Origin of the sequence: Exiguobacterium sp. s89 (assembly GCF_018617735.1) — a bacterium.
Classification (GTDB): Bacteria; Bacillota; Bacilli; order Exiguobacteriales; family Exiguobacteriaceae; genus Exiguobacterium; species Exiguobacterium marinum.
Window position 1 is genome coordinate 1,080,314 of the sequence record NZ_JACSKS010000001.1, and the last position, 26,038, is coordinate 1,106,351.

The 26,038-nt window shown below is 47.8% G+C and carries 19 protein-coding genes; 2 read left to right on the forward strand and 17 right to left on the reverse strand.

Annotated features, from left to right (window positions below):
- Positions 1-111: 111 nt before the first annotated feature.
- From KNO96_RS05525 to addB, 5 genes are all read right to left on the reverse strand, one after another.
- Positions 112-1,983, reverse strand: a complete 1,872-nt coding sequence (locus KNO96_RS05525) for an ABC transporter ATP-binding protein (protein WP_026826646.1) — start codon at positions 1,981-1,983, stop codon at positions 112-114.
- Positions 1,980-3,704 carry an ABC transporter ATP-binding protein gene (locus KNO96_RS05530; protein WP_214702664.1) on the reverse strand — a complete coding sequence of 575 codons (1,725 nt, stop codon included), beginning with the start codon at positions 3,702-3,704 and terminating at the stop codon, positions 1,980-1,982. Before KNO96_RS05530 ends, KNO96_RS05525 begins: the two co-directional genes overlap by 4 nt.
- Positions 3,697-4,179 carry a MarR family winged helix-turn-helix transcriptional regulator gene (locus tag KNO96_RS05535; RefSeq protein ID WP_026826648.1) on the reverse strand — a complete coding sequence of 161 codons (483 nt, stop codon included), beginning with the start codon at positions 4,177-4,179 and terminating at the stop codon, positions 3,697-3,699. Before KNO96_RS05535 ends, KNO96_RS05530 begins: the two co-directional genes overlap by 8 nt.
- A 169-nt stretch (positions 4,180-4,348) precedes the next feature.
- Positions 4,349-7,966, reverse strand: coding sequence for a helicase-exonuclease AddAB subunit AddA (addA, locus tag KNO96_RS05540; protein WP_214702666.1), 3,618 nt, complete (start codon positions 7,964-7,966; stop codon positions 4,349-4,351).
- The gene (addB, locus tag KNO96_RS05545) at positions 7,944-11,381 is read right to left on the reverse strand and encodes a helicase-exonuclease AddAB subunit AddB (RefSeq protein ID WP_214702668.1); all 3,438 of its coding nucleotides are present in this window, start codon (positions 11,379-11,381) and stop codon (positions 7,944-7,946) included. The genes addA and addB overlap by 23 nt, the downstream gene beginning before the upstream one ends.
- A 158-nt stretch (positions 11,382-11,539) precedes the next feature.
- Here addB and KNO96_RS05550 point away from each other — a divergent pair, with 158 nt between their 5' ends.
- Both KNO96_RS05550 and KNO96_RS05555 read left to right on the forward strand, forming a co-directional pair.
- Positions 11,540-11,920 (forward strand): truncated hemoglobin, encoded by a 381-nt coding sequence (locus KNO96_RS05550; RefSeq protein ID WP_051545992.1) that lies wholly within the window; start codon positions 11,540-11,542, stop codon positions 11,918-11,920.
- A 55-nt stretch (positions 11,921-11,975) separates the two neighbouring features.
- Positions 11,976-12,365, forward strand: coding sequence for a hypothetical protein (locus KNO96_RS05555; RefSeq protein WP_026826652.1), 390 nt, complete (start codon positions 11,976-11,978; stop codon positions 12,363-12,365).
- A 28-nt stretch (positions 12,366-12,393) separates the two neighbouring features.
- On the opposite strand, the gene KNO96_RS05560 is transcribed toward KNO96_RS05555, so the two are convergent.
- The 12 genes from KNO96_RS05560 to KNO96_RS05615 form a co-directional block, all read right to left on the reverse strand.
- On the reverse strand, positions 12,394-12,804 hold the full coding sequence (locus tag KNO96_RS05560; protein ID WP_214702675.1) for a hypothetical protein: 411 nt from the start codon (positions 12,802-12,804) through the stop codon (positions 12,394-12,396).
- Positions 12,805-12,931: 127 nt separating this feature from the next.
- The gene (locus KNO96_RS05565; RefSeq protein WP_214702677.1) at positions 12,932-16,000 is read right to left on the reverse strand and encodes an efflux RND transporter permease subunit; all 3,069 of its coding nucleotides are present in this window, start codon (positions 15,998-16,000) and stop codon (positions 12,932-12,934) included.
- A gap of 86 nt (positions 16,001-16,086) precedes the next feature.
- Entirely contained in the window at positions 16,087-16,557 is a 471-nt protein-coding gene (locus tag KNO96_RS05570) for a competence protein ComK (protein ID WP_214702679.1), read from the reverse strand.
- A 127-nt stretch (positions 16,558-16,684) separates the two neighbouring features.
- On the reverse strand, positions 16,685-18,010 hold the full coding sequence (locus tag KNO96_RS05575) for a HAMP domain-containing sensor histidine kinase (RefSeq protein ID WP_353047573.1): 1,326 nt from the start codon (positions 18,008-18,010) through the stop codon (positions 16,685-16,687).
- Between the two features lie 41 nt (positions 18,011-18,051).
- A complete protein-coding gene (locus tag KNO96_RS05580) occupies positions 18,052-18,714 on the reverse strand; it encodes a response regulator transcription factor (RefSeq protein WP_026826657.1) in 663 nt (220 codons plus the stop codon).
- 311 nt (positions 18,715-19,025) lie between these two features.
- Positions 19,026-19,232: a copper chaperone CopZ gene (copZ, locus tag KNO96_RS05585; protein WP_015880952.1), complete on the reverse strand. Its 207-nt coding sequence runs from the start codon at positions 19,230-19,232 to the stop codon at positions 19,026-19,028.
- Complete coding sequence (locus tag KNO96_RS05590) at positions 19,229-21,337, reverse strand: heavy metal translocating P-type ATPase (protein ID WP_214702690.1); 2,109 nt, start codon at positions 21,335-21,337, stop codon at positions 19,229-19,231. Before KNO96_RS05590 ends, copZ begins: the two co-directional genes overlap by 4 nt.
- Positions 21,338-21,348: 11 nt before the next feature.
- Positions 21,349-21,651, reverse strand: coding sequence for a metal-sensitive transcriptional regulator (locus KNO96_RS05595; protein ID WP_026826659.1), 303 nt, complete (start codon positions 21,649-21,651; stop codon positions 21,349-21,351).
- A 90-nt stretch (positions 21,652-21,741) separates the two neighbouring features.
- A complete protein-coding gene (locus KNO96_RS05600; protein ID WP_214702697.1) occupies positions 21,742-23,289 on the reverse strand; it encodes a long-chain-fatty-acid--CoA ligase in 1,548 nt (515 codons plus the stop codon).
- Between the two features lie 100 nt (positions 23,290-23,389).
- Positions 23,390-23,863 (reverse strand): PTS sugar transporter subunit IIA, encoded by a 474-nt coding sequence (locus KNO96_RS05605; protein ID WP_214702704.1) that lies wholly within the window; start codon positions 23,861-23,863, stop codon positions 23,390-23,392.
- Positions 23,864-24,009: 146 nt separating this feature from the next.
- The gene (gene lplA, locus KNO96_RS05610; protein WP_026826662.1) at positions 24,010-24,999 is read right to left on the reverse strand and encodes a lipoate--protein ligase; all 990 of its coding nucleotides are present in this window, start codon (positions 24,997-24,999) and stop codon (positions 24,010-24,012) included.
- A gap of 71 nt (positions 25,000-25,070) precedes the next feature.
- Positions 25,071-25,958 (reverse strand): Cof-type HAD-IIB family hydrolase, encoded by an 888-nt coding sequence (locus KNO96_RS05615; RefSeq protein WP_214702706.1) that lies wholly within the window; start codon positions 25,956-25,958, stop codon positions 25,071-25,073.
- Positions 25,959-26,038: the final 80 nt, after the last annotated feature.

The window sequence follows — 26,038 nt, forward strand, 5'->3', positions numbered from 1 at the left end:
CATTTATCTATTTTAACGGATTTGTAATTGTTACACAAAATAAAAAGACGTACGAAACATATCTTCGTACGTCTTTTACCGAATCACCTGACCGTAAAACCTATATTCTGTTTATACGACCTCTTTTTCAGCAAACTGACTGTTGTAAAGATTTTCATAAAATCCGCCTGCTTCTAGTAATGACTCATGCGTTCCTTGTTCAATGACACGACCTTGGTCCATGACCAAAATTAAATCAGCGTCTTTAATCGTCGACAACCGATGTGCGATGACAAAACTCGTTCGGCCGTCCATCAACCGTTTCATCGCCTGTTGAATCAAAATCTCGGTGCGCGTGTCTACACTTGATGTTGCTTCGTCCAAAATCATAATAGGTGGGTTCGAAAGTACCGCTCGCGCGATGGTCAGTAATTGTTTTTGTCCTTGTGAGATGTTATTCGCTTCCTCATTTAAGACTGTGTCATATCCATCCGGCAACGTCCGAATGAATGAATCGGCATGTGCCGTCTTCGCTGCATTCACAACTTCCATCTCTGTCGCACCCGTTTTACCGTAAGCGATATTGTCACGGATTGTCCCGTTGAAGAGCCACGTGTCTTGCAATACCATGCCAAACGTATGTCGCAAATCGTGCCGCGACATTTGTCGTGAGTCTTTCCCATCGATTAATATTTCGCCTCCATTCAATTCATAGAAGCGCATGAGTAGATTGATGAGCGTCGTTTTTCCGGCGCCCGTCGGCCCGACGATGGCCACTGTTTGTCCCGTCAACACATCGAGGTTCATATCTTGAATGAGCAGGTCCTCCCCATATCCGAAGTCGACATGACGGAACGTAACATTTCCTTCCGCGCGTTCTAAGCGGTAAGTCGTCACATCCTTCACTTCTTCCTCTTCATCCAATAGTTCAAATACGCGTTCCGCAGCAGCGACCGTCGACTGGACGATATTTGCGATGTTCGCCGTTTGAGTGATCGGTTGAGTGAACTGTCTCGTATATGTGATAAACGCCTGGATATCCCCAATCGAGATAGTGCGTTGTGTCACGAGAATCCCGCCAACGACACTAATCAACACATAGCTGATGTTCCCGATGAACATCGTCATCGGCATGATGATTCCGGAGATGAATTGCGCTTTTCGTCCGGCATCATAGAGTTCCTCATTCACTTCTTCGAATTCACGAACAGCCGTCTCTTCTCGACCGAACGCCTTGACGACGGCGTGTCCAGTGTACATTTCCTCTACATGACCGTTCAATCGTCCAAGATTTCGCTGTTGATCCGAAAAATATTGTTGCGATCGTTTTAAAATAGGTCGAATCGCAAAGATAGTGAGCGGTAAGGACACAAGGGAGATGACCGTCAAAAGCGGACTGATTGACAACATCATAATTAAAATCCCAATGATGGTGACAATCGATGTAATAAATGACGTCACACTTTGTTGAAGCGTGCTCCCAATCAAGTCAATATCGTTCGTGACACGACTAAGTGTCTCCCCATTCGAGCGTCCATCATAATATTTGAGTGGCAGTCTTTCTAGTTTTTTATTGACGTCCTCCCTAAGATCATACACTGTTTTTTGGGCCACACCAGACATCAAATATTGTTGAACGTAGTTGAACAGACTGCTGATGACATAGAGACCAGCGAGTAAGGACAAAATTTGTCCGATTCGTGTAAAGTCAATCTCTGCATCAGGTACTCCCGTGAATTTTGCATAGGCACCCTCAAACAGTTCCGTGATGGCGATCCCCATAATTTTCGGACCGGCGATCATGAAAATCGTACTCAATATCGCAGCGATGAATACAGCTATCAGTGTATTTCGACGTGGTTTCAAATAAGCAAGAAGGCGATGGAACGTGACTTTGAACGCCTTCGGCTTTTCACCCATCATCATCATGTTCCCACCGCCGGGACCTCCAGGACCGCCGTGTCCGCCATGAGTTTGTCGTGTATTTCCTTGTTTCTCACTCATGCGATCTCCTCCTCAGACAATTGCGACTTCACGATTTCTTGATATACCGCATTATTCGCAAACAATTCTTCATGTGTCCCAATCCCGGCTACTTTACCTTCTTCTAGCACAATAATCCGATCAGCATCTATGATTGTGCTAACGCGTTGCGCGACAATCAATACTGTCGCGGTTCTTGTTTCATTTTTCAATGCTTTTCGCAATGCGGCGTCCGTTTTGTAGTCAAGTGCCGAAAAGCTGTCATCGAATACGTATAAATCCGGTTTTCGAACGAGCGCACGCGCAATCGAGAGGCGTTGTTTTTGTCCACCCGACACGTTCGACCCACCTTGCTCAATCATCGACTCATAACGGTCTGGCATCTTCTCGATAAAGTCACTCGCCTGTGAAATCGAGGCCGCATGTATGACTTCTTCAGCTGTCGCATCGGCTTTTCCGTATCGAATGTTCTCTGCAATCGTTCCAGTGAACAGAAGCGCTTTTTGTGGGACGAACCCGATTTTCGAGCGAAGGTCTTCTTGGGAAACGGATTGAACATCCACACCGTTCACAAGGATATGACCTGACGTCACGTCATAAAACCGTGGAATCAAGTTGACGAGCGTCGACTTCCCAGACCCTGTCCCACCAATCACCGCTGTGACTTCTCCCGGATTTGCTGAAAAACTCACATCGGATAGCGCTGGTTCTTCAGCGCCCGGATAAAAGAACGTGACATGGTCAAAGACGAGCGTGCCTTGTTCAACGTCCGCAGTCATCGTTCCGTCATCAACTAGTGACGGTTTCATTTCGAGCACTTCGTTGATCCGGTTCGCAGACACCGATGCACGCGGAATCATAATAAACATGACAGACGCCATGACGAGTGCAAACATGATTTGCATCACGTATTGAATGAACGCCATTAAATCCCCGATTTGCATGGCCCCATTGTCAATCCGGATGCCACCGAACCATATGACACCGACGACCGTCAAGTTCATCACAAGCATCATAATAGGCATAAGGAACGCCATGATCTGGTTTACTTTGATTGACACATCTGTCAATTGTTCATTCGCTTCTGTCATGCGGACTTGCTCTTCTTTTTCACGATTGAATGCCCGAATGACACGAATACCCGTTAGATTTTCTCGGAGGACGAGATTTAAGCGATCCAATCGCTTCTGCACTTTCTTAAATAGCGGCATGGCCTTCCAAAAAATCAAGAAAATTGAGATGACGAGCACTGGCATAGCTGCCACAATCACAAGGGACAATTTCGCATCTTTTGAAGTAGCCATAATTAATCCACCGACAAACATGATTGGCGCACTTACAACCATCCGAAGCATCATGATGATCACTTGTTGTACTTGTGTGATATCGTTCGTCGTCCGAGTGATCAATGAGGCCGTTCCGACGCGATCGAACTCTTCAAGAGAGAATCGCTCAACATGATTAAAGACGCGTCTCCGTAAGTCACGACCAAATCCCATCGCTGCTTTCGATGAATAAAAACTGGCCACGACGGCTGCGATGGCTCCAAGTCCCGTCACACCTAGCATGATACCTCCCATTTGCCAAATATATCCTGTATCGCCCGTCACGACCCCATTATCAATGATGTCTGCCATTAACGTTGGTAAAAATAAATCTGCCAACGATTGCGCGAACACAAACAACAAGACTATCAGAACGGCCCACTTATAACTAATGAGACGTTTCAACAACTTAATCATGACGGCATCCTCCTTCACAGTCTGTGAACCCTTCATTTAACCCATCTGCAATCTGTTGATGGGCTTCAATCATATGATGATACGTACCTTCATTTAGACGAGATAAGATTTGATTCAATTGTTGCTCGGTCCCTTCTTCTTGTTGCTCAATATCCTCAATCAAACGTTTGCCCGATGTATCAATCGTCAACACGACCTCCCGACGATTGTCGGGATTGATGTCCCGACGAATCAGTCCTTTCTCCACGAGACCATCGAGCGATTGACTCAACGTGCTCTTTGGCATCTTTGTCCGTTGAACTAGTTCCTTTTGCGAAATCGCTCCCTGTTCATTTAACATCATCAGTCCATGAAGTTGAGGTAGGGTGAGGTCATTTTGTTGTGCCGTTTGATGCATCAAACGAATTAAAACACGCTGTACACGCCAAAAGGATTGCATCATTTCCCGTGCCCGCGTTGTATTCGTCTCGGTCATACTCGTTCACTCCTTTATCGTTCCGTTTCGAATTGTTCTATTAGGAACAATTACTTATATAAAATAAATTACTCCTCTCGTGCTGGATTGTCAACGAAATTGAATGTGAATTTGCACATAAGAAAAGAGCGATGCCATCTAGCTGACATCGCTCGCCATGTATTCTCATTTATTTGGTCGACACGGTCACGATTTCCTGTAAATCAAGCGAATAAATCAAGGTCCGCTCGACACGAATATCCCAAATCGTTTCAATAGCCTCTCGATACAGTTGCAATTGAATTGCATAGCGATCCCGCACTCGATTATGTGCCTCTTCACGAGACTCAGATAAATGGACAACGGCATCTGATTTATAGTCTAAAAGGACGTAAGAGGTCCCATCAAAATACAGACAGTCGATAATCCCTTGAATCAATACATATTCATCCGTGAACTGTCCATTCGGATTGATTCGCTCGGCCGGTACCGTGTAGGTGAATGGCAACTCTCGCCATGCGGTTCCCCTCTCGATTGCACCGGCGAGCGATTGCCCGACTTCCGTTTGGAAAAATGCCTCAACATCAGGGAGTGCGAGGCGTGCCGTCTCAGCCTCGACTGGACTAAGCATCCCTTGCATCTCCCACCGATTGATTTGATCGACAATCGGTTGGCTTGGGTCCGCTAATTGGAAAATCAAGTGTAACGTCGTCCCTCGTTCGGCACCGGTCTGTTTGACTTGACGCCATTTTGGTTCTCGGTAAGGCGTATCGACCGGTCGGACCGGGTCTTCAAAGGCGGCTTGTTCAAGTTGCATCGCCCGTTTCAATTCGGTCACTGTTTGTTTCGCTGCCGTGCGCACCGCATCTTGAGAAGGGTATGCGTAGTTCAAAGCCTGATGGACGGTACGTATCGTCACTTCTTCGTTTTGAATCGGGAAATCGATTGCTTCAAATCTTTGGACATGATGCAGTTGAGCCATCATTTCTTGCAGTGTCGCAATCTCCGCAAGATCCGGTACACCGATCATGCGGTACATCCACGAGGTCGACTCATGAAATGAAGCGGGAACTGTGAAGCCGAAGGACTCGATGAAGGTCGAAGCGCTTGGCAATCGCAAGAGCGCTGGAGCAATCCAGTCCAAGTACGTTTTCGCCTCTCGTCTCGCCTCACTAGCCAACAGCTCCCCGGATTGTTCGACCTGGAGCCACTGTTGGAGATGTTTGACCGGTTCCCCTACCGTTCCGACTAGGATCAGTTTTTCTTTCGCCCGCGTCAAAGCGACGTAAAGAACACGCATCTCTTCTGCTTTCATCGTCGCGTCTAAATCTCGTCGAATCATCTCTTTCACAAATGTTTCCGACTTTGTACGCGTCACCACATCGATTGCATCCAGTGAAATCCCGAAATGCTTGTGGAAAATGACACGTTGCATTTGATCACGTTTATTGAATTGTTTTCCGAGCTGAGCGACGATCGTCACCGGGAACTCGAGACCTTTCGATTTATGGACGGTCATGATGCGAACGACGTTCTCCTCGTCACCAAGTGACCGTGCCTCTGACAAGTCCTCACCGGTATCCTGCAGACGGTCCATCACGCGTAAGAAGCGATAAAGGCCACGATAGCCACTACGTTCATAGGAGAGGGCGCGGTCATAGAGCGCCTTCAAGTTTTCTTGCCGTCCTTTTCCTCCAGGCAATCCACCTGAAAAGTCATAAAACCCGGTATCATTGAATAACTGTTGAATCAATTCAGACAGACTATGGTTTCGCGCATAGGTGCGCCAACGGGATAGTCGGTCGAGCATCTCTCCACATTTCACCCCAAGCTCATCATCGTCATCTGCCTTTGCTTTGAGTGCCTCATAGAATGAATCGTCGGATTCGAGTCGGATTCGTGCCAACTCACCGTCATCGAAACGGAACATCGGTGAACGAAGCGCACCTGCGAGAGGGATGTCTTGTAGCGGGTTGTCAATCACTTTCAAGAGGGCAAGGATCATACGGATCTCAGTCGCTTGAAAATATCCACCATCCGAATCGGTGTAAGCCGGGATGTTGTACTGTGTCAAAATATCCATCAACTGCTCGACTCGTTCTTTTTTCGAACGCACGAGAATCACGATGTCTCGATACTCACAGTTTCGAAGTTGTCCGGTCTCTTCATCCGTCACCTTGAACGGTTCTTCTCCCGATACGAGTTCTAAGATTCGGGTTGCGATCGCCCGACCTTCTACCTCTTGCTTCGATAACTCACGACTCTCCCCGTCGACCAAAATGAATTCTGGGTCCGCTGGAATCGGTTCATACTCACGTCCCGGTACAAGTTGTGCTGCCTCGTCATATGCGATTTCGCCGACCTCTTCATCCATGAGCTGAACGAACAAGTCATTAATCCCGTGGAGGACTTCTCTGCGACTACGGAAGTTTTGAGAAAGGTCGATTCGTTTCCCTGTACCCGCTTGTCTAAAGCGCGTCGCCTTATCGATGAAAAGACCCGGTTCTGCATGGCGGAATCGATAAATCGATTGTTTGATGTCGCCCACCATGAATAAGTTCCCGACTTCCTCTCGTTCATTTGCGACCAGATTGATGATCGTTTCTTGAATCTCGTTCGTATCTTGGTATTCATCAACGAGTACCTCAGCGAATCGTTCTTTATAAAGCGCAGCAACATCGGACGGTCCCCCGTCTTGTCGTAAAATGGCGAGCGCATAATGTTCCAAGTCACTGAAGTCAACGAAAGCCCGTTCACGCTTTGCTTGCTCGTATACTTGACCGAATGTACGGACGGTTCGAACGAGTGTTTCAACGAGAGGTTGTTGCATCGAGACGCTCTCTAATAAGTCCGCCCCACTGACACGCGCCTGCTCGACCACTGCCGTCAATTTTTTCTTCGCCTGGTCGTACGCTGGTTTGAGGACCTCGTGGTAAATCTGGTGCTCCTCTTTTTTTGGAACAGCCTTCATCGTCCCAAACTTCATCGCACGAGCCGCCGTCTCGAGTTCACTCCAGACAATTGTCTCCCCTTCAAGTTGTTCAAACGGAAAAATCGCCTGACGAACATTGTCTGATTGTGGTTCATAACCGGCGACCCGAAGCTCCGCTTCAAGCTTCCGAAGTTCCCGTACCGCCTTTTCGATATCTTGCCACAACATCTGACCAAATTCGATTAAAATCGCCTCTTCGTCAGGGTCATCTCCGAACGTATACATAGATACGAGATTATCTAAATAGGCGTCTGGATTTGGGAGCGTACGCGCATAGTGGTACATTCCGAGAATCAAGTCCTCGATTTCGCTATCACCGCGATCTGACGTATACGCATCGACAAGAGAAAAGAAATCGGTATCTTGTTTCCCGTACTCCTCTTCAAGCACCTCTTCTAATACGTCGTCCTGCAACAGGACGAGGTCACGTTCTTCCGCAATCTTGAACGCCGGGTCTAAGTCTAATAGATAATAATTCTCGCGAATCACTTCTAAACAAAATGAGTGGATGGTCGTGATGAGCGCCCGGTTCAACATCTGCCGTTGCTTCCGGACGTATTCATTCGTCGGGTCTTCGCGTAACGCCTCTTCAAGCGCCTTTGCGATGCGTCGTTTCATCTCTGCAGCCGCTGCATTCGTAAACGTAACGACGAGCATCCGGTCTGCCGTGAGCTCATCCGTCTCGTCAAGCAATCGGCTAGATAACCGCTCGACAAGGACCGCGGTCTTACCAGAACCTGCCGCAGCCGAAACGAGCACATGGCTTCCCCTCGCTTCGATCGCGGCGAACTGATCATTCGTCCATTTCACGGTCATCGCCTCCTAACTCCTGGAATACTTCTTCTTTCTCGAGCTTCTTCAATTTACGAGGCTCATTCGAGAGTGCCTCGTCAAAGTGACAAACACTTTGGTACGGACATGTCTGACAGGGCCGCCGCTCTTTATACTCATACGGTTCTACATCAATTTTGCCGTCATACATCTCCTCTGCACTCGCTTTGACGACGTCAAATGCATGATCCATCAACTGTTCGAGTTGAGGCGTCGTGACAATCTTCTTCAGCGTATTGGCATCAGGTGTGCCATCTTTTTTATATTTGACTGGGATAACGATTGATTTTTTCGACGATCCCTTCGCTGAGTGGTCCATTACCTCTAAGATTTGTGGATCGTCTACGAGCAATCCTTGCATCTGATATGACTCTAATACCTTTTGACGTGTCTCTTCTTCGGAACTCGCGGGCGGTACGAGTGGTCGATGAACATGGAAATAGAGGGCGGCAGCAGGTGCTACATTCTCTTTCGTCCATGCCTCTGCCTGTTCAATCAATACCTTCAAATAGATGAGCATCTGCATCGCCAGACCGTAGTATATTTCAGCGAAATCAACTTCACGTTTACTCGACTTATAGTCGACGATTCGAACGTAAAGCTGGTCATGGATCATCGCTGTATCGACACGATCGATGCGACCGACTAGTTCACATGTCGCCCCATTTGACAATGTAAATGATACGGGTGGGAACTGACCGCTCCCGAATGCAAGTTCAAACGCTTGTGGGTCAAAGCCATCTCGTTTCGACTGTTCAATCAACACTTCTGCCGTCTTACTGACGACGTCTGTCAATTTTTTCTTCAAATACGCGTATCGGTTCGAACTCATTAAAATGGCGTGCTGAATCTCAGGTGTCACAAGTTCCACCGCCTGCTCGGCTAGGTTCATACACTCAACTGGTGAGACATCCCGCCACTGTTTTCCATCCATTTTCACCGTCTGCGACATATGCTCGATCGTCCGGTGATAGAGGTTTCCGATATCCGGTGCTTCGAGTCGATACAATCGCCGCTCTTTCAAACGTAACCCATAACTCGCGAAATGTTTGAACGGACAAGCTTGGAATGTCTCCAGTCGCGAGACACTCGCTCGAATCGATGGCGTGTACAATGATTGTGCGACGTGGTCGTCTAGCGATTTTGGTATATTTTGATAGAACAAGGCGCTCGTCAAAAGCTGCAAGCGTTCACGTCCATCCGGGTGCTTCAACAGCTCGTTATAGACGCCAAACCACATATCTTGAATCGGATAATGACGACTTAAACGCTGAAGCTCCAGTGCCGTGACGGCTGCCGTCTGATTCACGTTCGTCAAGAAAGCGAATTGGTCCTGTGGCCGATGTTCTCCAGCTTCAGCGAAATGTGTCTTAATGACGTTTTGCTGCAGACGTGTTTTCAAATCTGCTATGAAGCGAGCCGGTTGAACGGCCTTACCCGTTCTGTCAACTAGAGCATAGCTAATATAGAGACGTTCACTTGGTACCGTCACCGCTTTATATAAGTAATACGTTTCATCATCGAATAAGTGCTCCGTCGCCTTCCCGGCACGTAGTCCATTCTCATGCATGAAATCTAAGTCATGGTCGGTCAACAGCTTGGACTGTGTCGTGACGAGAGGGATTTGATCTTCATTCGCTCCGAGTAGGAACACAACTTTTTTATCAATCAATCGCCCACGAACATAGTCCGTCACAGTCAATTGGTCAAGCGAAGGTGGGATGAGAGCATAGCGGAGACTATCCAGACCTGTATCCATCATTTGAAGAAACAGGTCTGTAGACAACGTTTCTTCTGGAGCTGCTGCTTCTAACTGCTCAAGTAAATGTAACACCGCGTCCCAAACTTGAGTATGTTCACGTGCCTCGATTAACTGTGCTTCTTCAATCGCCTCATCGCGCCAATGGGTCAGACAGTCCGATACGCCGACACGTTCTAAAAAGGCAAACATGGCGTGCGTATAAGCTTGCATTGTCTTCGCTTGCTTTAATTCTGAAAGCAATGGATCAAATGTATCGATGACTCGTGCTCGGTAACGGTTCAAGTCTGCCTCGACGTCCAGCTCTTCGCTCGTGAGTCTTGCCTCTTCGCCCATACGACGGCGCAATTGCCATTCGTCATGCCAGTGATAGTGCTTGATTCCTCGCTCAATCACGAACGCTTCGAGACGATCGACGGACGTACGGCGATGTGTCGGGTCAAGGACGACGAGTTCCGTCTTCAGTGCCCGAAAGACGGGTTCCTCCCGATAGCCGCGTAAAGCAATGTCGATTGCCGCCTTTAACAGCTCGACGAGAGGATGGTCAAGCATCGGTTGCCGTTCATCAAGGAAGTACGGCAGGCCCATCTTTTGTAACGCTTGTGCTGCCAAATCTCCATATTCCTCGAGAGAACGTGAGACAAGAGCGATGTCTCGGTAACGATATCCTTCTTCACGAGTGAGTCGAATAACTTCCCGAACGGCCGCCTCCACCTCGACGGTCCGGTCGACTGCGGCATGTAGATCAATCCGATTCTCTGAACCAGTGTAAGGTTCTGCAGTCAATTGGTCGAATGTGGCCTCCAGATAACGGAGACTCGGATGCGTGTAACGATAGACGGTATCATACAGCTCGTCTCGAGAAGGGATCTGTCGTTCTGTCAACAGTTCTTTGAAACGCATGAGCGTCCGTTGTGTCGGGCCAAACAATGGATCGAGACGATACATCGAAACAGGATCGAGTGTAAGCAACACATCGACATTCACTTTTTCCGCAAGTGCGACAAGGACTGCCAATTCCTGCTCCGAAAATTCATTGAACCCGTCCACATAGACACGTACACCCGTCAAATCCGTTTCCGGCAGGATCTGCAACATGACGTTGAAATAATCTTCCGCATGGAGTGCCTTGCCTTCCGTCATCTTTAAAAATCCTTCGTAAATGATGGAAAGGTCCTGTAACTTCAAAGCACGGTGCTGCGCCTGTTCACTTAACCGCAACAAGTGCTCCGGTTCCACAAGCCCACGCTTCAACATGGAAATCAATTGATTCAATTCTTCGTAAAAGCCGAACTGATTCATCGTACGCCGGAACAAGGTCAATCTTTCCTCGCTCATCTCGACGACCCTCCGCAACAACAAATGAGTTCCGGTTTGATCTAAAAATTGATCTGTCGCGACGCCGGCATCTCGCATCATCAAGAAAGCGAGACGACGCATCGAAAGAACTTGAATACGAGTCGAACCACGAAGATCGTCTACCATTGCCATCTTCTTTTCCATTTCAAACGACATTTGATCCGGCACGATCATATAAATCGTCGGTCCGCTCGGGTTTTGCTTCAGTTCCTGAATGACCTCATCGATCATCTGCTCACTTTTTCCCGTTCCCGATCGACCAACGTGAAAGGTTACTGTCATTTTAGCGAACACTCCTTCCCTTTTTTCTTCATTATGAACCATCTCTCCTCATTTGTAGAGGGAAACCTCCCTTGAACCTTAGTCAAAAAAGTCATAACCTTCATCATTCCCATTTTTGCCCGAAATCGATTAGACTGAACGTATGAGGGGGAATATATGTGAGTGCCTATGAACAATTTGGAGGCGAACGCGGTGTTCAACAACTTGTCGACGCGTTTTATGACCTCGTCTATGCCGACCCGATTTTACTGCCGCTCTTTCCTGAAGACAAAGACCGGGTCAAACAACATCAATTTGAATTTTTAACACAGCTGCTCGGTGGTCCAAAATTATATTCAGAACGCCGTGGCGGTGGGAATTTAGCTATGATTCATCATGAACATCCGATTTCTGAGACGCACGCCGGTCATTGGCTTGGTTGCATGGAGCAAGCACTCAAGACCGTAGATGCCCCGGAATCGATCAAGCGCCAGCTGTTTCAACGATTGATCATGTCATCTTCGAATGTTGTTCGAGTTTGCTCGCATCATTTTGAGTAGTCACAACTATAAAAAGTGGGTATGATAGGAAAGTAAGTAAAGGAGGTCGTTTCATATGACAGAAGAAGAAAAAAAAGAAGTCGTTTCATCTGAAGAAGAGGAAACGGAAGAAAAAGAAGAAACGGTAGTCCTCGCCGATGCACTTGAAGGAGCAGCCGAAGCAGCAGATGCTGAAGAGGATGAGGACGATGATGAGAAACAGCCGGAAGAGAAGAACATGGACCACATCAAAGGCGTCTTCAACTACGACCACGAAAATGGCCGTGAATATCGTGTCGTCTTTTACAACGATCGCAAAAACTTAGTGTTCCGTGAACTTGGAAACGGCAAAGTTGAATTTGTCGGCCGCTTCTCGGACGATGCATACGATGAAGAGAACGAAGAAGAAATGCGTGAACTCGGGCAACGTGAACTCGAGCGCATCCTCGCTGAACGCTTTAAATAAAAAAATCGCCGAATTTTCGGCGATTTTTTTATTTCTTCTTATTTCGTTTCTTTTTACGAAGCGCATAAGCGACACCGGCGATTCCACCGACGACCGCGAGTCCAGCAACGACCGGAACGAGTACACGTTTCGTAGGAATCATCTCTTTCACACGTTCGTATGGCGTCGGTGTGGAGAACTCTAACTGTACGGCAGTGTCTCCGTGTCCGTTCGCTCGAGCGTTACGAGACGCATCCGTCACGACCACGCGTCCCGTCGTCCAACGCCGATTGCCGTATTCGTCCACGTACGGACGACGTACTCGCTTTACATCGCGTACCATCTTTCCACGTGCACGATCGGGTCTAACGACACGCTCACTTGACCATGAGCGGCTCCCAGTCACACTGTACGCTGGTCGTACTTTGCGGCGATTGAGCCAAATATATGAATCGTTCATCTTCAATTCCCTCCCATACTGTTCAAAACCTCTCTTCTAATTATACCCATACAACATCGCACAAAACATGTGACAATTGGTTCAAAAAAAGATGTGACACCATACGGCATCACATCTTCAAGCTAAATCATTCTGTAAATGGTTTGTCCTTATGACGACGTTTCGCCAAAATCAGGTAATAAGCCGGGACAAGCACCAAGGTTAACACAGTCGAGAATAGAATCCCTGACACGATTCCGATCGCAAGCGGTTTGAAGAGCGGATCGTCACCTAATGCGACAGGTAAAAGGGCGACGACTGCGGTGAGCGCTGTCAAGAGAATCGGACGAATCCGAGCACGTCCTGCTTCGTATACAGCGGTCGTGACCGGTAAGCCTTCACGAATACGCTGTTCGATAAACTCGAACAAGACGACCGCGTTTCGTACAACGATTCCCGCAAGTGATACCATCCCCATCGATGCCATGAAACTGAATGGCGTCTGTGTCACGAACAATCCGACGACAGCTCCAGCAATCGCGAGATAGATGGTGAACAAGACGAGTAATGGTAGTGAGAGTGAGTTGAACTGGAATGCGATAATCAAGTAAATCAAGAACAAGACGACAACAAACAATGTCGCAAGCTCTAAGAAGAACTCATTTTGCGTATCACTCGCTCCGGTCTGGTCAAATGTGATTCCTTCATCGTCTAACCCAGACTTCGCATCTTCCAACACTTTCTCGACATCTTGCTTGAACGCATCCTCGTCCATGCCCTCACTCGCATAAATTTGGAGTGTGACCGAACGTTCCCCGTTCTCGCGAGGGATCTGTTGAATTTGCTCCGTTGTCGTCTCCGTCACAAACGTGCTGAGTGGAGCAACAGGTGGACCTCCTTCTGTTTCAACAGGAACTAAAATCTCGTCAAGGGCGAGTGCTTCGCGGTTCGCCTCAGCATCGATGACGATTTTCACGTCACGTTGTTCCACCCCGTCATCGAATGTACCAATCGGAACCCCGTCTGTGACGAGACGAATTTGGTCACTGATTGTTTTGGCCGTCACGCCGGCCTGTGCCATTTCCTCACGATTCAATTCGTATGTGAGTGTTTGGAACGGTTCTTTAATATTATCGAGGACAATCGCCCCATCAATTTCTTCCAAGTCGGCCTTCACTTGGTCACGTGCAGCCACGAGCTGATCAATCGTTTCACTTCGCATCGTGAATTCGACAGGTGCCGACGCAGGAGGTCCTTGCTGTTGCGTGTCTAAGAAGATTTCGGCATCAGGATATTCTTCACGCAACTCGTTCGTATATTGATCAATCAATTCGATAGCATCGATTGAATCATTATCGACACGTACGATAACTTGTCCTGAGTTTTCACCGGATTGATCGAGTCCTCCCGTGAATAGACCAGGAAGTCCACCTCCCGCAAAGATGGATGTCTCGACGACACCTTCCTCCTCTTGGAACCTCGCTTCGATTTCTTCAAGACGTGCTTCTGTTTCTTCTAAAGTCGTTTGTACCGGGAACGTCACACTCGTCACGACTTCTGGACGGTTTGCGGCCGGGAAGAACTCGAACGGCGTGAGTAAAATCAATCCATATAAAGCTGTCGTAATGACAAATCCTACAATCCCAAACGTCCATGGACGTTTCGCTACACTCGGTAAGAGGCGGTCGGCATAGAAATTACTGAGTCGGTTGAGCGGTCCACCGAGCCAACCCGGTTCACGTTTCGACACTTTCACTTCTTTACGGTTCAAGCGATACTGTGCAATCGGCACGAGCGTCAAACTGATGACCATCGATGCTAGAACAGAGAGCGCAAGGACAGTCGGTAAGGCACGAATGAAGTTTCCGTTCGCTCCAGACAGCAAAGTGAGCGGGAGGAATGCGAAAACAACTGCAAGTGTTGACGTGACAATCGAGCCCCATACTTCTTTCGTTCCACGGACCGCCCCGACCATCGCAGAATCTCCGCTTCGATATCTCCTTAAAATATTGTCGTTGACGACAATCGCATCATCGACTAAGATCCCCAAGGCGATGATTGCCCCGATAATCGAGATTTGGTTTAAATCAACCCCAGTAAACTGTAATGGAATCAAGGCGATTAAAAATGACAACGGAATTGCCAGACTGACGATAATTGAGCCAGAGAACGTGAGACCAATCGTCGTCACGGCAATGACGGCGATGATGGCGATAATGAATTCACGTGTCAATGAAGAGAAGATTGCATCGACCGCTTTCGCCTGCTCATAATATGGAACGAGATCAAACCCGTCTAAATCACCGAGTCCATCCTCGACCACATCGTTGACACGATCTTGCATCGTCGGAATATCCAACCCTGATTCAATCGGAACTGTAATCGAAACAGCCGGCTTTCCGTCTACAGAAACGAGATCGGTTACACCTTCTGCTGTCTCTTCGACCGTTCCGACATCTTCTAGTAAGACCGCTTCTCCGTTGAATGACCCAACGATCACTTGCTCCATGTCGTCTACATTCGTCAAGTTGTCAATCGCTAGTTGGTAGATGCCTTCATCGGTCGATTGACGACCGAGCGGTGTCGTTTTGTATTCTTCGTTGATGGCCGTCAAGACATCCGGGAAGGCAAGCTGACGTGAACTCAGCTCTTCAGAGTCGAGTGACACAACGTATTCCTGCTCTGGTAACCCCTTGATGGTGACTCCTGTCACGCCATCTGTTCGAAGAAGTTTCGATTCTAATTGTTCGATGTCTGATCGTACATCCTCGAATGATGAACGATCATCTGCTGTCAATAAGTACGATGCGACCGGCAACTGACCGAGCGAGTCATTGACCGTTGGTGCGAGCGCGTTCTCAGGAAGTTTAGGTGTCGCATCCGACAAGGCTTGTCGGACGTTCGCCTGAAACTCTGCTTGGTCGGTCCCGTCCGCATATTCGACCGTGATGTTTGAGAACTCTGAAGCCGAGATCGACGTCACATTCTCTACACCCTCTAGACTACGCAGTTCTTCCTCTAATACACCGGTAACATTTCGTTCAACTGCTTCTGCTGTCGCACCAGGATATGGCGTTTGAACGAGCACGATATTGATTCCCGTTTCTGGGATCTCTCGTTTAGGCAGCTGGAAGAACGTCAGCACACCTACAACGATTGCGACGAGAAGAAACACGATGACTAGTTTCCCTCGTTCAATCATTTTTTCAAAAAACATAAAAACCCCTCGCTTTCGGAAGATGTGCAAATACACATATGATATCTCTTCTTCATCATAGAGGGGTTCTTCATTGAATTCAATCCTTAAGCGTGCTGCAATGTGCTGTCATGGAAACGTTTTTGAAACGCGTACGATAATTCGATTGACCGTTGTTTCTGTCTCGACACCGTATGGTCGGAAACTTGAACTTTAACCGACTCGCCCGTCAGAAATTGAATGAGCGTCTGTTTTCCGTCTTTCTTGATGGCCGTCACGTGCTGAAAATTGATCCATGCACAGTCTGGACTTTCCTTTGCAATCGTCGGAAAGAAAACCGCGTCCGCGTGCCAATCCATCACGACAGGTGTCTTTCGATGCGGGCCGAGCACATGTCGAGCTGCTTCAATCCGACCTTGAATGCTCGATCCGTAGTACAAACACGCATGTTCAAGATTGTCGATTGGTGACCCTTTCAATCGCATCACACCTTCAGGTTGATACACAAGTGTCTCCGCTTCTCCAAACTCGTTAAATACAGGAATTAAAGCTCTCGTTTCATTGGTCAATCTACTCATCTTTTCATCCCCCATAACGTATGTAATGACTTACATGTCATTCATACCAGGATTTTGTCCGTCCCGCAAATCGGCTTTCGTCTATTTCCCATGAAAAAACCAGCCGTTTCTTGGCTGGTTTTGAAAATCAAACGTCAGATTTTAAAAGATGGTTCGGTTTGAGTCTTGGAAAGTAAAATCGTACTGCTGTTCCGTCTCCTGTATTTCGTAGGGAGACCTCCCCTGTGTGAAGTGTCACAATTCGTTGCACGATGAACAAACCTAGCCCGAACTTCCCTTGTTTCCCACGAGAAAATTGATGGAACAAATCCAAGCTCTCATCAACCGGTGGTCCGTCGTTAAAGATGGTGATTTCCACACCGACATCATCTTGATGTAGGTCAATCCGGATGCATGATTCCGCATAGCGGAGTGCATTGTCGAGCACGTTCTCGAACGCAACCCGAATCTGTTCACCATCGCCAAGCATCTCGCCGCCTTCACCATTGATTTCCCAGTCGAGCTGACCTCTTAGCTTAAAGCGCGCGACAAGTAGTTCCATCAACTTATCGAGATTGATTGGTTCGAGTTTTGTCTCCTGCCCTTTGAAATATTCAAGTTTCGTGACGTATAACAAATCGACGACTTTCTTTTCGAGTCGAGATGCTTCCTCGTCTATAACCTCGGCAGAGCCTTTCAAGTCCCCCGTCGGATAGATGCCGTCCCCAATTGACTGGGCATAACCACGAATGACCATAATTGGCGTTTTTAAATCATGTGATATGTTTTGAAGCAACGCCTGTTGTGCCAGGTCTTGCTCTTTCAATTCTTTCCGCATGGCATCAATCGAATGGGCCAATTGGCCAAGCTCATCTTGACGATCTAACGGGAGAGCCGTCTCCCACTGTCGATTTGAAATCTTCTCAACGGCTCGTTCCATCTCCACAATCGGTTTCGTCAATTGACGTGACATCCATAATGCCGGAATAAGTGACAACAGGCTGATGATGCCAATCAGAATCGATATTCGCCAATATAACGTCGACACCAGCTCCCGACGATAGGCATCCCAGGCGTAGGAGGCCTGATACACAATCGTTCCATCATATTCATTTTGACGAATGATGTAATAGACGTCTTCCCCATCAATCGTCGTCTGATACCGCTCGACTTGTCCACTTTGGTTCAACGCTTCCTGGTACATGCGGTTCGTCAATTCAAGCGGCGCCGACCCATAGATGATTCGTCCGTTCGGGAGAAAAATCAATTGGTTGACCGAACGGGATTCCTGTTGCCGCCGGTCGTACTCGATCGGGTTTTGGGGATAGTTCTCTAACTCGTTCGTATTGCCTAAATAGTAGTCCACATCTCGTAACGTCTCATATACCTGTTCATCGATAAACTGAGTGATAGATGAGCGGATCGTAATCAAAATCATGAGCGCAAGCGTCACGATAATGAGTAAGATGAGCACCCAAATCTTCCACATGAGTCGCTTTGGCTTGAGCGCGTCCATCATGGTCTAACGAGACGGTAACCGATACCGTAAAGTGTTTCGAGCTCGAGACGATGTAATTTCTTCCGGACACGGCGCACCAAGTCATCGACGACGCGGTCTGAACCAAAATAGTCATTCCCCCAAACCCCTTCTAAAATCTGTTCCCGTGACAAGGCCGAACCGGGATATTCTAAGAATAAAAGAAGTAAGTCAAACTCTTTTGACGTCAAATCAATCTCTTCGTCTCCGTGCTTGATAAGGCGTTTATCCGGATAGATTGTATATTCTCCGTATTCGATATGCTCGTTCGATTTCGAACCGTAGACACGGTCAATCAATTTTTTGACACGAATGACGAGCTCCCTCGGGAGGAACGGTTTGGCGATGTAGTCATCCGAACCCATCTCGAGTCCGATGATTTTGTCGATATCCTCGTCGCGCGCCGAGATGAAAATCGTCGGCGTATTCGCATTGACAGCTTTGATTTGTTTCAACAATTGGAACCCGTCCAAGTCCGGCAACATGATATCGAGCACCCACAAATCCGGTTGGTCCGGAATCGCTTCTTGTGCAGATATCCCGTCCGCAAACGAGCGCACGTTGTATCCTTCCTGTTCTAAATACGTGACGAGCATTTTATTTAAGTTTGCTTCATCGTCGACTAAGTAGATTGTATACATTCAAGTCACCTCAACACGTTTTTTCTCATCATATCAAACAATTGTCGTGAAATGATGGGAAAGAAATGAAGTCAAAGAAAAAAGAAGGCAACGGAATCGCACCTTCTTCACCGTACTGAATTCGTTCGTAACTGTTGCGTCAAAAATGCTGCGCCCCCACTAATCAACGCCAATACTCCACTGATCATGATCATTTCCATGATATCCGCCTCCCGTTGATACCGATTCTCATTATCAACTTAAATATAGCATACATCTTATCCGTTGAATACCACAAAAAAAGTCCCGATTTCACTCGGGACTTACCATGATTATGCTTTTACGTCATATCCTTGTTCTTCGACTGCTTCCACCATCGCTTCAAGTGAAACAGAGTCTTGGTGAATCACATCGACCCGATGCTCTTGGAGCGATACCGTCGCTGATTCGACACCGTTCAATTCATTCAATGCTCCCTCCACTGCCGCTTTGCAGTGATTACATGTCATTCCTTCTACTGTTAAAGTTGTTTCTTTCATGATGATCCTCCTTGAGTTTTTAATCTTAATGCGTTCAAGACGACAGATACCGAACTGAACGCCATCGCTGCACCGGCAATCCATGGGGCAAGTAATCCAGCTGCCGCAACCGGTATGCCAAGACTATTATAGGCGAGGGCCCAAAACAGATTTTGACGAATGTTTTTCATCGTCAAGCGGCTCATATTCATCGCCCGACTCACGCCTTCAATGTCTTGCCCTACAATTGTAACATCCGCCGCCTCGAGAGCGACATCTGTGCCACTTCCGAATGCGATGCCAACGTCTGCCACCGCAAGGGCAGGGGCATCGTTCATGCCATCCCCTACCATAGCCACACGACCGGATTGCTTCAATTGTTCGATCTGATCTGCCTTCTCGACAGGAAGTACTTCGGCGATGACTTGACGATTCGGTATGCCGAGTTCGTCGGCAATCGCATATGCGACTTCTTTCCGGTCTCCGGTCAAAACATACACCTTGCGGGTTTGACTGAGTGCCTGCACAACATCACGACTTTTCGGCTTCAATTGATCTTGTAGTCCGAACGCCGCGACAATTCCGCTCTCATCCGCGACATAGACCGGGGTCATCGCCCGCATCGACCAATCCGGCAATTTGTATCCGAGTTCCTCCATCATTCGGACAGACCCGATGGTGAGTTCTATCCCATCAACGACCGCTTTGACACCTCGTCCGGCTAACTCTTCCACTTTCGTCACGACACCATCGCCTGCCTCACGACCAATCGCAGCTGCCAAAGGATGCGTCGATTGCCGTTCTGCCATCACAGCCCGTTTGAGGACCGCTTCGTCTCCGAATGTTTCGACCACTTCCGGCGTTCCGTTCGTCAATGTCCCAGTCTTATCAAATACAACGATATTCGCTTCATTTAGCGATTCAAGTTGCCCTCCACCTTTAAACAAGACACCTTGTTCCGCCGCTCGTCCCGTCCCGACCATGATGGATGTCGGCGTCGCCAAACCGAGCGCACACGGACACGCAATGACGAGTACAGCAATCGACGCCCGAATCGCCGTATCGATATCGTTCAAGAGAAACGCCCATACTACGAACGTGACGACACTGATTGCTACGACGACTGGCACAAACACACCGGAGATGCGGTCGGCCTGCCGTTGAATCGGTGCCTTGTCGGTTTGCGCCTGCTCGACGACGCGTACAATTTGAGCGAGCATCGTTTCTTTACCGACACGTTCCGCCCGCATGAGAATGCGATGGGACTGATTGATCGTCCCGCCGACGACTTCGGCGTCGACCGTCTTCTCCGCTGGAATCGATTCTCCTGTCAACATCGATTCATCAATAACTGTCTCTCCTTCAATGATTCGTCCATCAACCGGAATTTTCTCTCCCGGACGCACGACGAGAACGTCTCCTACTTTGACGAGTTCAACGGCAACAGACCGTTCTTCACCATCGACAAAGAGGATCGCCTCTTTCGCCTGAAGCGATAAGAGTGATTTCAACGCATCGGTCGTCTTCTCTTTCGCCCGTCCTTCTAACCACTTCCCAAGTAAGACAAGCGTGATGAGGACTGCACTTGTTTCAAAATAAAGATGTGGATTCATCGGGTGTACAATCATTTCAAAGATGGAATAAAAGTATGCGGCAGACGTCCCCGTCGCGACGAGCACGTCCATGTTCGCCGATCCGCTCTTCAAACTCTTATACGCACCTTGATAAAACTGTGCGCCAATCCAAAACTGGACAGGTGTCGCAAGGGCGAATTGCCACCAGGGACTCATCAACCAGTCGGCTTGGAACCCGAGACCCGGGATATGAGTCAACATCACCAATAGAAGTGGTGCCGACAACAGCGCAGAGATGATGACCTTACGTTGTAAAGGACGTAAATCATGCGGGGGCGCCATCTCGACTTTCGGTTCAGCACCGTATCCAATCTTCTCGATTCGAGCAATCAGCTCTTCTTCCGTAATCCCTTCATCGACACGAATCGTGGCTGTTTCAAGCGGAAGGTTGACCGTCGCTTCGACTCCGTCCATCTTATTCAACACTTTTTCAATTCGAGCCGAACACGCCGCACAAGTCATACCTTGTATGGATAGCTCAACGGTTTTCATGAAATCCCTCCTTATTTTTTGATGCGGCTGACAATCGTCATCAATTCATCAATGTAAGGTTCCATGTTTTCCGTCTCGCTTGCGTGAACCAAACACTTGCGCATGTGACGCTCTAACAGTTGCATCTCGACTTGCTTGAGAGCGGCTTGAATAGCGGATGTCTGTGTCAAAATGTCGACACAGTAACGATCGCTCTCCACCATTTTTTGAATTCCCCGGACTTGTCCTTCAATTCGTTTTAGACGTTTCCCGAGTGCCTCACGTTCAGCGTCATCACGCGGAACGAGTGGTTGGTCATGCAAAAATTCATCCATGTTGATCACCTCACCACCAATATACCCCTACCCCGTAATAGTGTCAAATGAGAAGATAAGAAAAGAGCGAACTAGGTCGCCCTTCTCTACTCAACTATTTTGAAACGCTTCGCTCTTTAAGACGGTACGTAAAATCTTGCCGGTCGTATTTCGCGGAAGTTCTTCAATGATTTCGAGGTAAGTCGGTTGTTTGTATTTCGCCAATTTTGTTTGGGTGTAAGCACGAATATCTTCTTTCGTCACTCCTTCATGTTTCGTGACGACAAACGCCTTCACCGCTTCCCCTTGCTCGGCATCCGGCACACCAATCACTGCCGCTTCAACGATGTCAGGATGTTGATACAACACTTCTTCTACCTCTCGAGGGTATACGTTATAGCCTCCGACGATGACCATATCCTTTTTACGGTCGACGATATAGAAGTAACCATCCTCATCACGTCGCGCTAAGTCTCCCGTATAGAGCCAGCCATCGCGGAGCGTCATCATCGTCTCTTCCGGCAGCTTATAATATCCTTTCATGACGTTTGGTCCTCGTACAACCAATTCTCCGACTTCACCGACGCCGACTTCTTCCCCAAGCTCGTCGACGACTTTGTTTTCCACATGAACGATGGAAGGTCCAATCGATCCAGCTTTTCGTTCACCGTGGAGCGGATTGAAGCATGTGACCGGTGACGCCTCTGACAGACCATACCCTTCTAGAATCTTACACTCGAACATCTGCTCAAATGATTCGAGCAATTGAACCGGTAAACTCGCTCCACCTGAAACGAAAACGCGGACATGTTTTAGAGCAGAGGTGTAAGCTGGTACCTTCATCGCTGTCTGCAGCAAGAAATTATACATTGTTGGTACGCCAGCAAATAATGTCACACGGTGCTTTGGTACTAAGTCGAATACGTCTTGTGGCGAGAACTTCGGTAAGATGACAATCGTCGCACCACGAAGAAGCGGCGCGTTGACGATAACTGTCAAACAGAAGACGTGGAACATCGGCAATGCCGCTAACGCTTTATCTTCAGGCGTGATGTCCAAGTACTCTCCAATGGAATGCGCATTCGAGAACAAATTTCGATGAGTCAAAAGAGCCCCTTTCGGCTTTCCGGTCGTTCCACTCGTATAGAGAATGACGGCGACCTCCTCTTCATCCACTTCGACGAATGTTCCTTCCGACGCAGCAAACGACTCCGCAAATGGGATAAATTCAATCTCACCTTCACGTTTCAATGCCGGAACGTTGGCATATGGCACCGAGATGACAATCTTCAATTCAGGCAACTTCGAGAGTGTCGCTTCTGCCTGTGCGACGAGCGGCGACAACCCAACGATTCCTTTTACGTCCCCATCGAGCAAAATGTAAGCCATCTCATCCGGCGTGTATGTAGGGTTGATCGGAATGACGACCCCTCCACGTGACAACACGGCGAAGTACGTAATCAAGAACGCAGGGCTATTGCCGAGGACGAGAGCGACATGATCCCCTTGTCCGATTCCTTTTTGTTCAAGTGTAGACGCCATCGCCTTGACTTGCCCATAAAACTGTCCGTAACTCACCGTGTCTTCCCCAAACACATACGCCGCTTTCTGCGGGTGAGCGGCCACTACTTCCTGTAGTGACTTGACTAAGTTTGCCATGGTAATCCCCCTTTAAATGAATGATGATTCACTTTTGAGCCATAAAAAAGAGCACGTTGTCCGCGCTCTTTTCAATTACTTCTATTGTACATGAAATGTTTCAATAAGAAAACGCTTCCAAAAAGTTCGTCTGCAAATGAAACATACCGGCACGACTTTGGATATGAACGAGCGCTTGTAGTGCCTCATCGTCCATCAGTAAATCATCAATCAACTTATGATACATCTGCTTTTTGGGTTCATTCGTAGCCGTAATCAAAAGAATGGCCTTTGCATGAATCTTTTCTCCGGTGATCGTCTTTACTTCGCACGGGTTCATTAGGTGAAGGAGTGAAATGCCGTCTCGTTTTGAAATGGAGAGAGGCACGTCAATGACAGCTACTGGAATCGCGACATCGCTCACCCCGGAAGGAATAATCGTCTCCTGATCGAGAATCACCCGTGTAAATGAAGAATCGACCATATCTTTTCGTTCTAACTCTAGACCTACCGCCTTGACAGCTCGTTCAAATGTCGCTTGCTCCGTCACCCACATACGACTCGCATCCATCCATTCACTAAGCATCCGATACATGCATACTCCTCCTATTTTGATTAGCCTTTACGAAAACGCTTGCACAAATTATGATACGCCTTCTCCCGTCGAGGCGCAATCCGTTCGACCAACGTTCACGAAACTGCCAAAAAAGGACGAGCTCCGTAGAGATCGCCCTGATCATCTTAACTAATCAAATCAACCAATTCCTCGAGCTCGACATTTCCAAAGTAATGTTTTAAATCGAGCGTCATTAACTGTTCACGGATGGCAGCACGTTCGAAACGAGTCCCAACGAGCGCTTGCTCGACGTCTTGGATGTCACCGACACCGAAGAAGTCACCATAAATCTTCGCTTCTGTGATCGTCCCTTTGTTCACGTTCAAGCGGACGTCGATCGTCCCGATTGGGAAACGGCGTTTTGACTCGACGTCGAACTTCGGAGATTTCCCAAAGTTCCAGTCCCAGTTCGCATAGCGCTCTTTCGAGATATCATGAACGATTTCCCAGTCCTCATCACGTAGAACGTAACGCTCCGGCTGCTCTCCATCATAAATCGAATGGAGTAACGCCTCGACGAAGTGTTGCATCTCCATCTCGCGCTCTAAAAATTCAGTGATGTTCGCGACACGACTGCGAACAGACTTGATTCCTTTTGAGCGCATCTTTTCTTCAGAGACGTTAAGTGAGTTGACGACTTCTTCAATGTTCGAATTGAACATGAGCGTCCCATGACTGAACATGCGTCCACGCGTCGTAAATTGGGCGTTTCCGCTGATTTTACGCTCGCCGACCTGAATATCGTTACGACCCGTCAGCTCTGCCTCGACACCTAGATTACGTAACGCATCAACGATGGGTTGTGTAAACTTCTTATAGTTATTGAACGAGTTGCCATCGTCTTTTGTGATGAAGCTGAAGTTCAAGTTTCCTTCATCGTGATAGACGGCACCCCCACCAGAGAGACGTCGAACGACATCGATGCCGTTCTCTTCGATATACTTCAAGTTGATTTCTTCCGATGTGTTTTGGTTTTTCCCAATGATAATCGAGGGTCCATTGATGTAGAACAGGAAATAATCTTCATGATCTACGTTCAAGTGTTTTAAGATATACTCTTCAACCGCCAAGTTAAGCTTCGGATCGCGGATATCTGGATTAAAAATAAATTTCACAGTCTATTTCCTCCTAGTCAGGTGTTCGCTACTCGTATTATACGAAACAAGACGACGCCTCGCCAAATCTTTTAGCTCCACTCACCTGTCATGACTCGTTTCAAGGCGTTGGCCACCCCGTATTCATTGTGCCGTTCTGTGACGTGATCACTGATGGCAATCAGTTCTTCATGGCTGTTACCCATCGCAATCGCTTTGCCGGCAACTTTAAACATCGGTACATCGTTCAAGTTGTCACCGATGACGACGACTTCAGATAGGTCGATGCCGTAATGTTCAGCGAGCTTCGATACACCGTTACCTTTATCCGCGCCGTGTGCCATCACTTCGATGTTGTCATTGCCCGAAGACGTGACATACACCCCTTCGACTTGAGCTTCGATTTCTTTCCACAGCGTTGACATTTTCTCAAAATGACTCGAGAACGCAATGAACTTATAAACACGTCCCGCTTCTTTACGAATAAAGTTCTCGATATCATCAACAATCTTCACATCTTCATTGACGTAATAACGGTTTTTAAAGAATTCGTACCTCTCAAGCGAGCGGTCGTCACCATTCGCTTTCAAGTTCTTCATCGACGCCTCAATCAAGTCACCACGGCTCGCAACAAGCCCAGCTTCCGTGTAAATCTCGTAAAAAACGTCCGCATATTTGTCATCTTGATGAAGAACATCAATGACTTGAAGTGCCTCTTCAATCGTTAAATCGATTTCATGAAGGACCTCTCCCGAAGTGTCGAGCACGCGTCCCCCATTCGATGACACGATCGGACAAGATAATCCGACCTCATCCAAGATTTGTTTCGCATTTACATAATTGCGCCCCGTCGCAATCGCAAACCGAATCCCCGCTGCTTCTGCCTCACGAACGATTTCAGCCGTTTCCTTCGCGATAGTGGTGTGGTTGTGCAAAATCGTACCGTCCATGTCTGATACAAAAAGTTTATACGTTGCCATCTTCCATCACTCCTTTTTCTCTTTCGCTTCTAACTATAACAAAAAGAGAGGGATTCGGAACAATCCGAACCCTCCCTTCA

Bases quoted from the DNA above. Each gene is read 5' to 3' on its own strand.
- KNO96_RS05525 (WP_026826646.1), bottom strand. From the start codon at position 1,983: ATGAGTGAGAAACAAGGAAATACACGACAAACTCATGGCGGACACGGC.
- KNO96_RS05530 (WP_214702664.1), bottom strand. From the start codon at position 3,704: ATGATTAAGTTGTTGAAACGTCTCATTAGTTATAAGTGGGCCGTTCTG.
- KNO96_RS05535 (WP_026826648.1), bottom strand. From the start codon at position 4,179: ATGACCGAGACGAATACAACGCGGGCACGGGAAATGATGCAATCCTTT.
- addA (WP_214702666.1), bottom strand. From the start codon at position 7,966: ATGACCGTGAAATGGACGAATGATCAGTTCGCCGCGATCGAAGCGAGG.
- addB (WP_214702668.1), bottom strand. From the start codon at position 11,381: ATGACAGTAACCTTTCACGTTGGTCGATCGGGAACGGGAAAAAGTGAG.
- KNO96_RS05555 (WP_026826652.1), top strand. From the start codon at position 11,976: ATGACAGAAGAAGAAAAAAAAGAAGTCGTTTCATCTGAAGAAGAGGAA.
- KNO96_RS05560 (WP_214702675.1), bottom strand. From the start codon at position 12,804: ATGAACGATTCATATATTTGGCTCAATCGCCGCAAAGTACGACCAGCG.
- KNO96_RS05565 (WP_214702677.1), bottom strand. From the start codon at position 16,000: ATGTTTTTTGAAAAAATGATTGAACGAGGGAAACTAGTCATCGTGTTT.
- KNO96_RS05570 (WP_214702679.1), bottom strand. From the start codon at position 16,557: ATGAGTAGATTGACCAATGAAACGAGAGCTTTAATTCCTGTATTTAAC.
- KNO96_RS05580 (WP_026826657.1), bottom strand. From the start codon at position 18,714: ATGTATACAATCTACTTAGTCGACGATGAAGCAAACTTAAATAAAATG.
- copZ (WP_015880952.1), bottom strand. From the start codon at position 19,232: ATGAAAGAAACAACTTTAACAGTAGAAGGAATGACATGTAATCACTGC.
- KNO96_RS05590 (WP_214702690.1), bottom strand. From the start codon at position 21,337: ATGAAAACCGTTGAGCTATCCATACAAGGTATGACTTGTGCGGCGTGT.
- KNO96_RS05595 (WP_026826659.1), bottom strand. From the start codon at position 21,651: ATGGATGAATTTTTGCATGACCAACCACTCGTTCCGCGTGATGACGCT.
- KNO96_RS05600 (WP_214702697.1), bottom strand. From the start codon at position 23,289: ATGGCAAACTTAGTCAAGTCACTACAGGAAGTAGTGGCCGCTCACCCG.
- KNO96_RS05605 (WP_214702704.1), bottom strand. From the start codon at position 23,863: ATGTATCGGATGCTTAGTGAATGGATGGATGCGAGTCGTATGTGGGTG.
- KNO96_RS05615 (WP_214702706.1), bottom strand. From the start codon at position 25,958: ATGGCAACGTATAAACTTTTTGTATCAGACATGGACGGTACGATTTTG.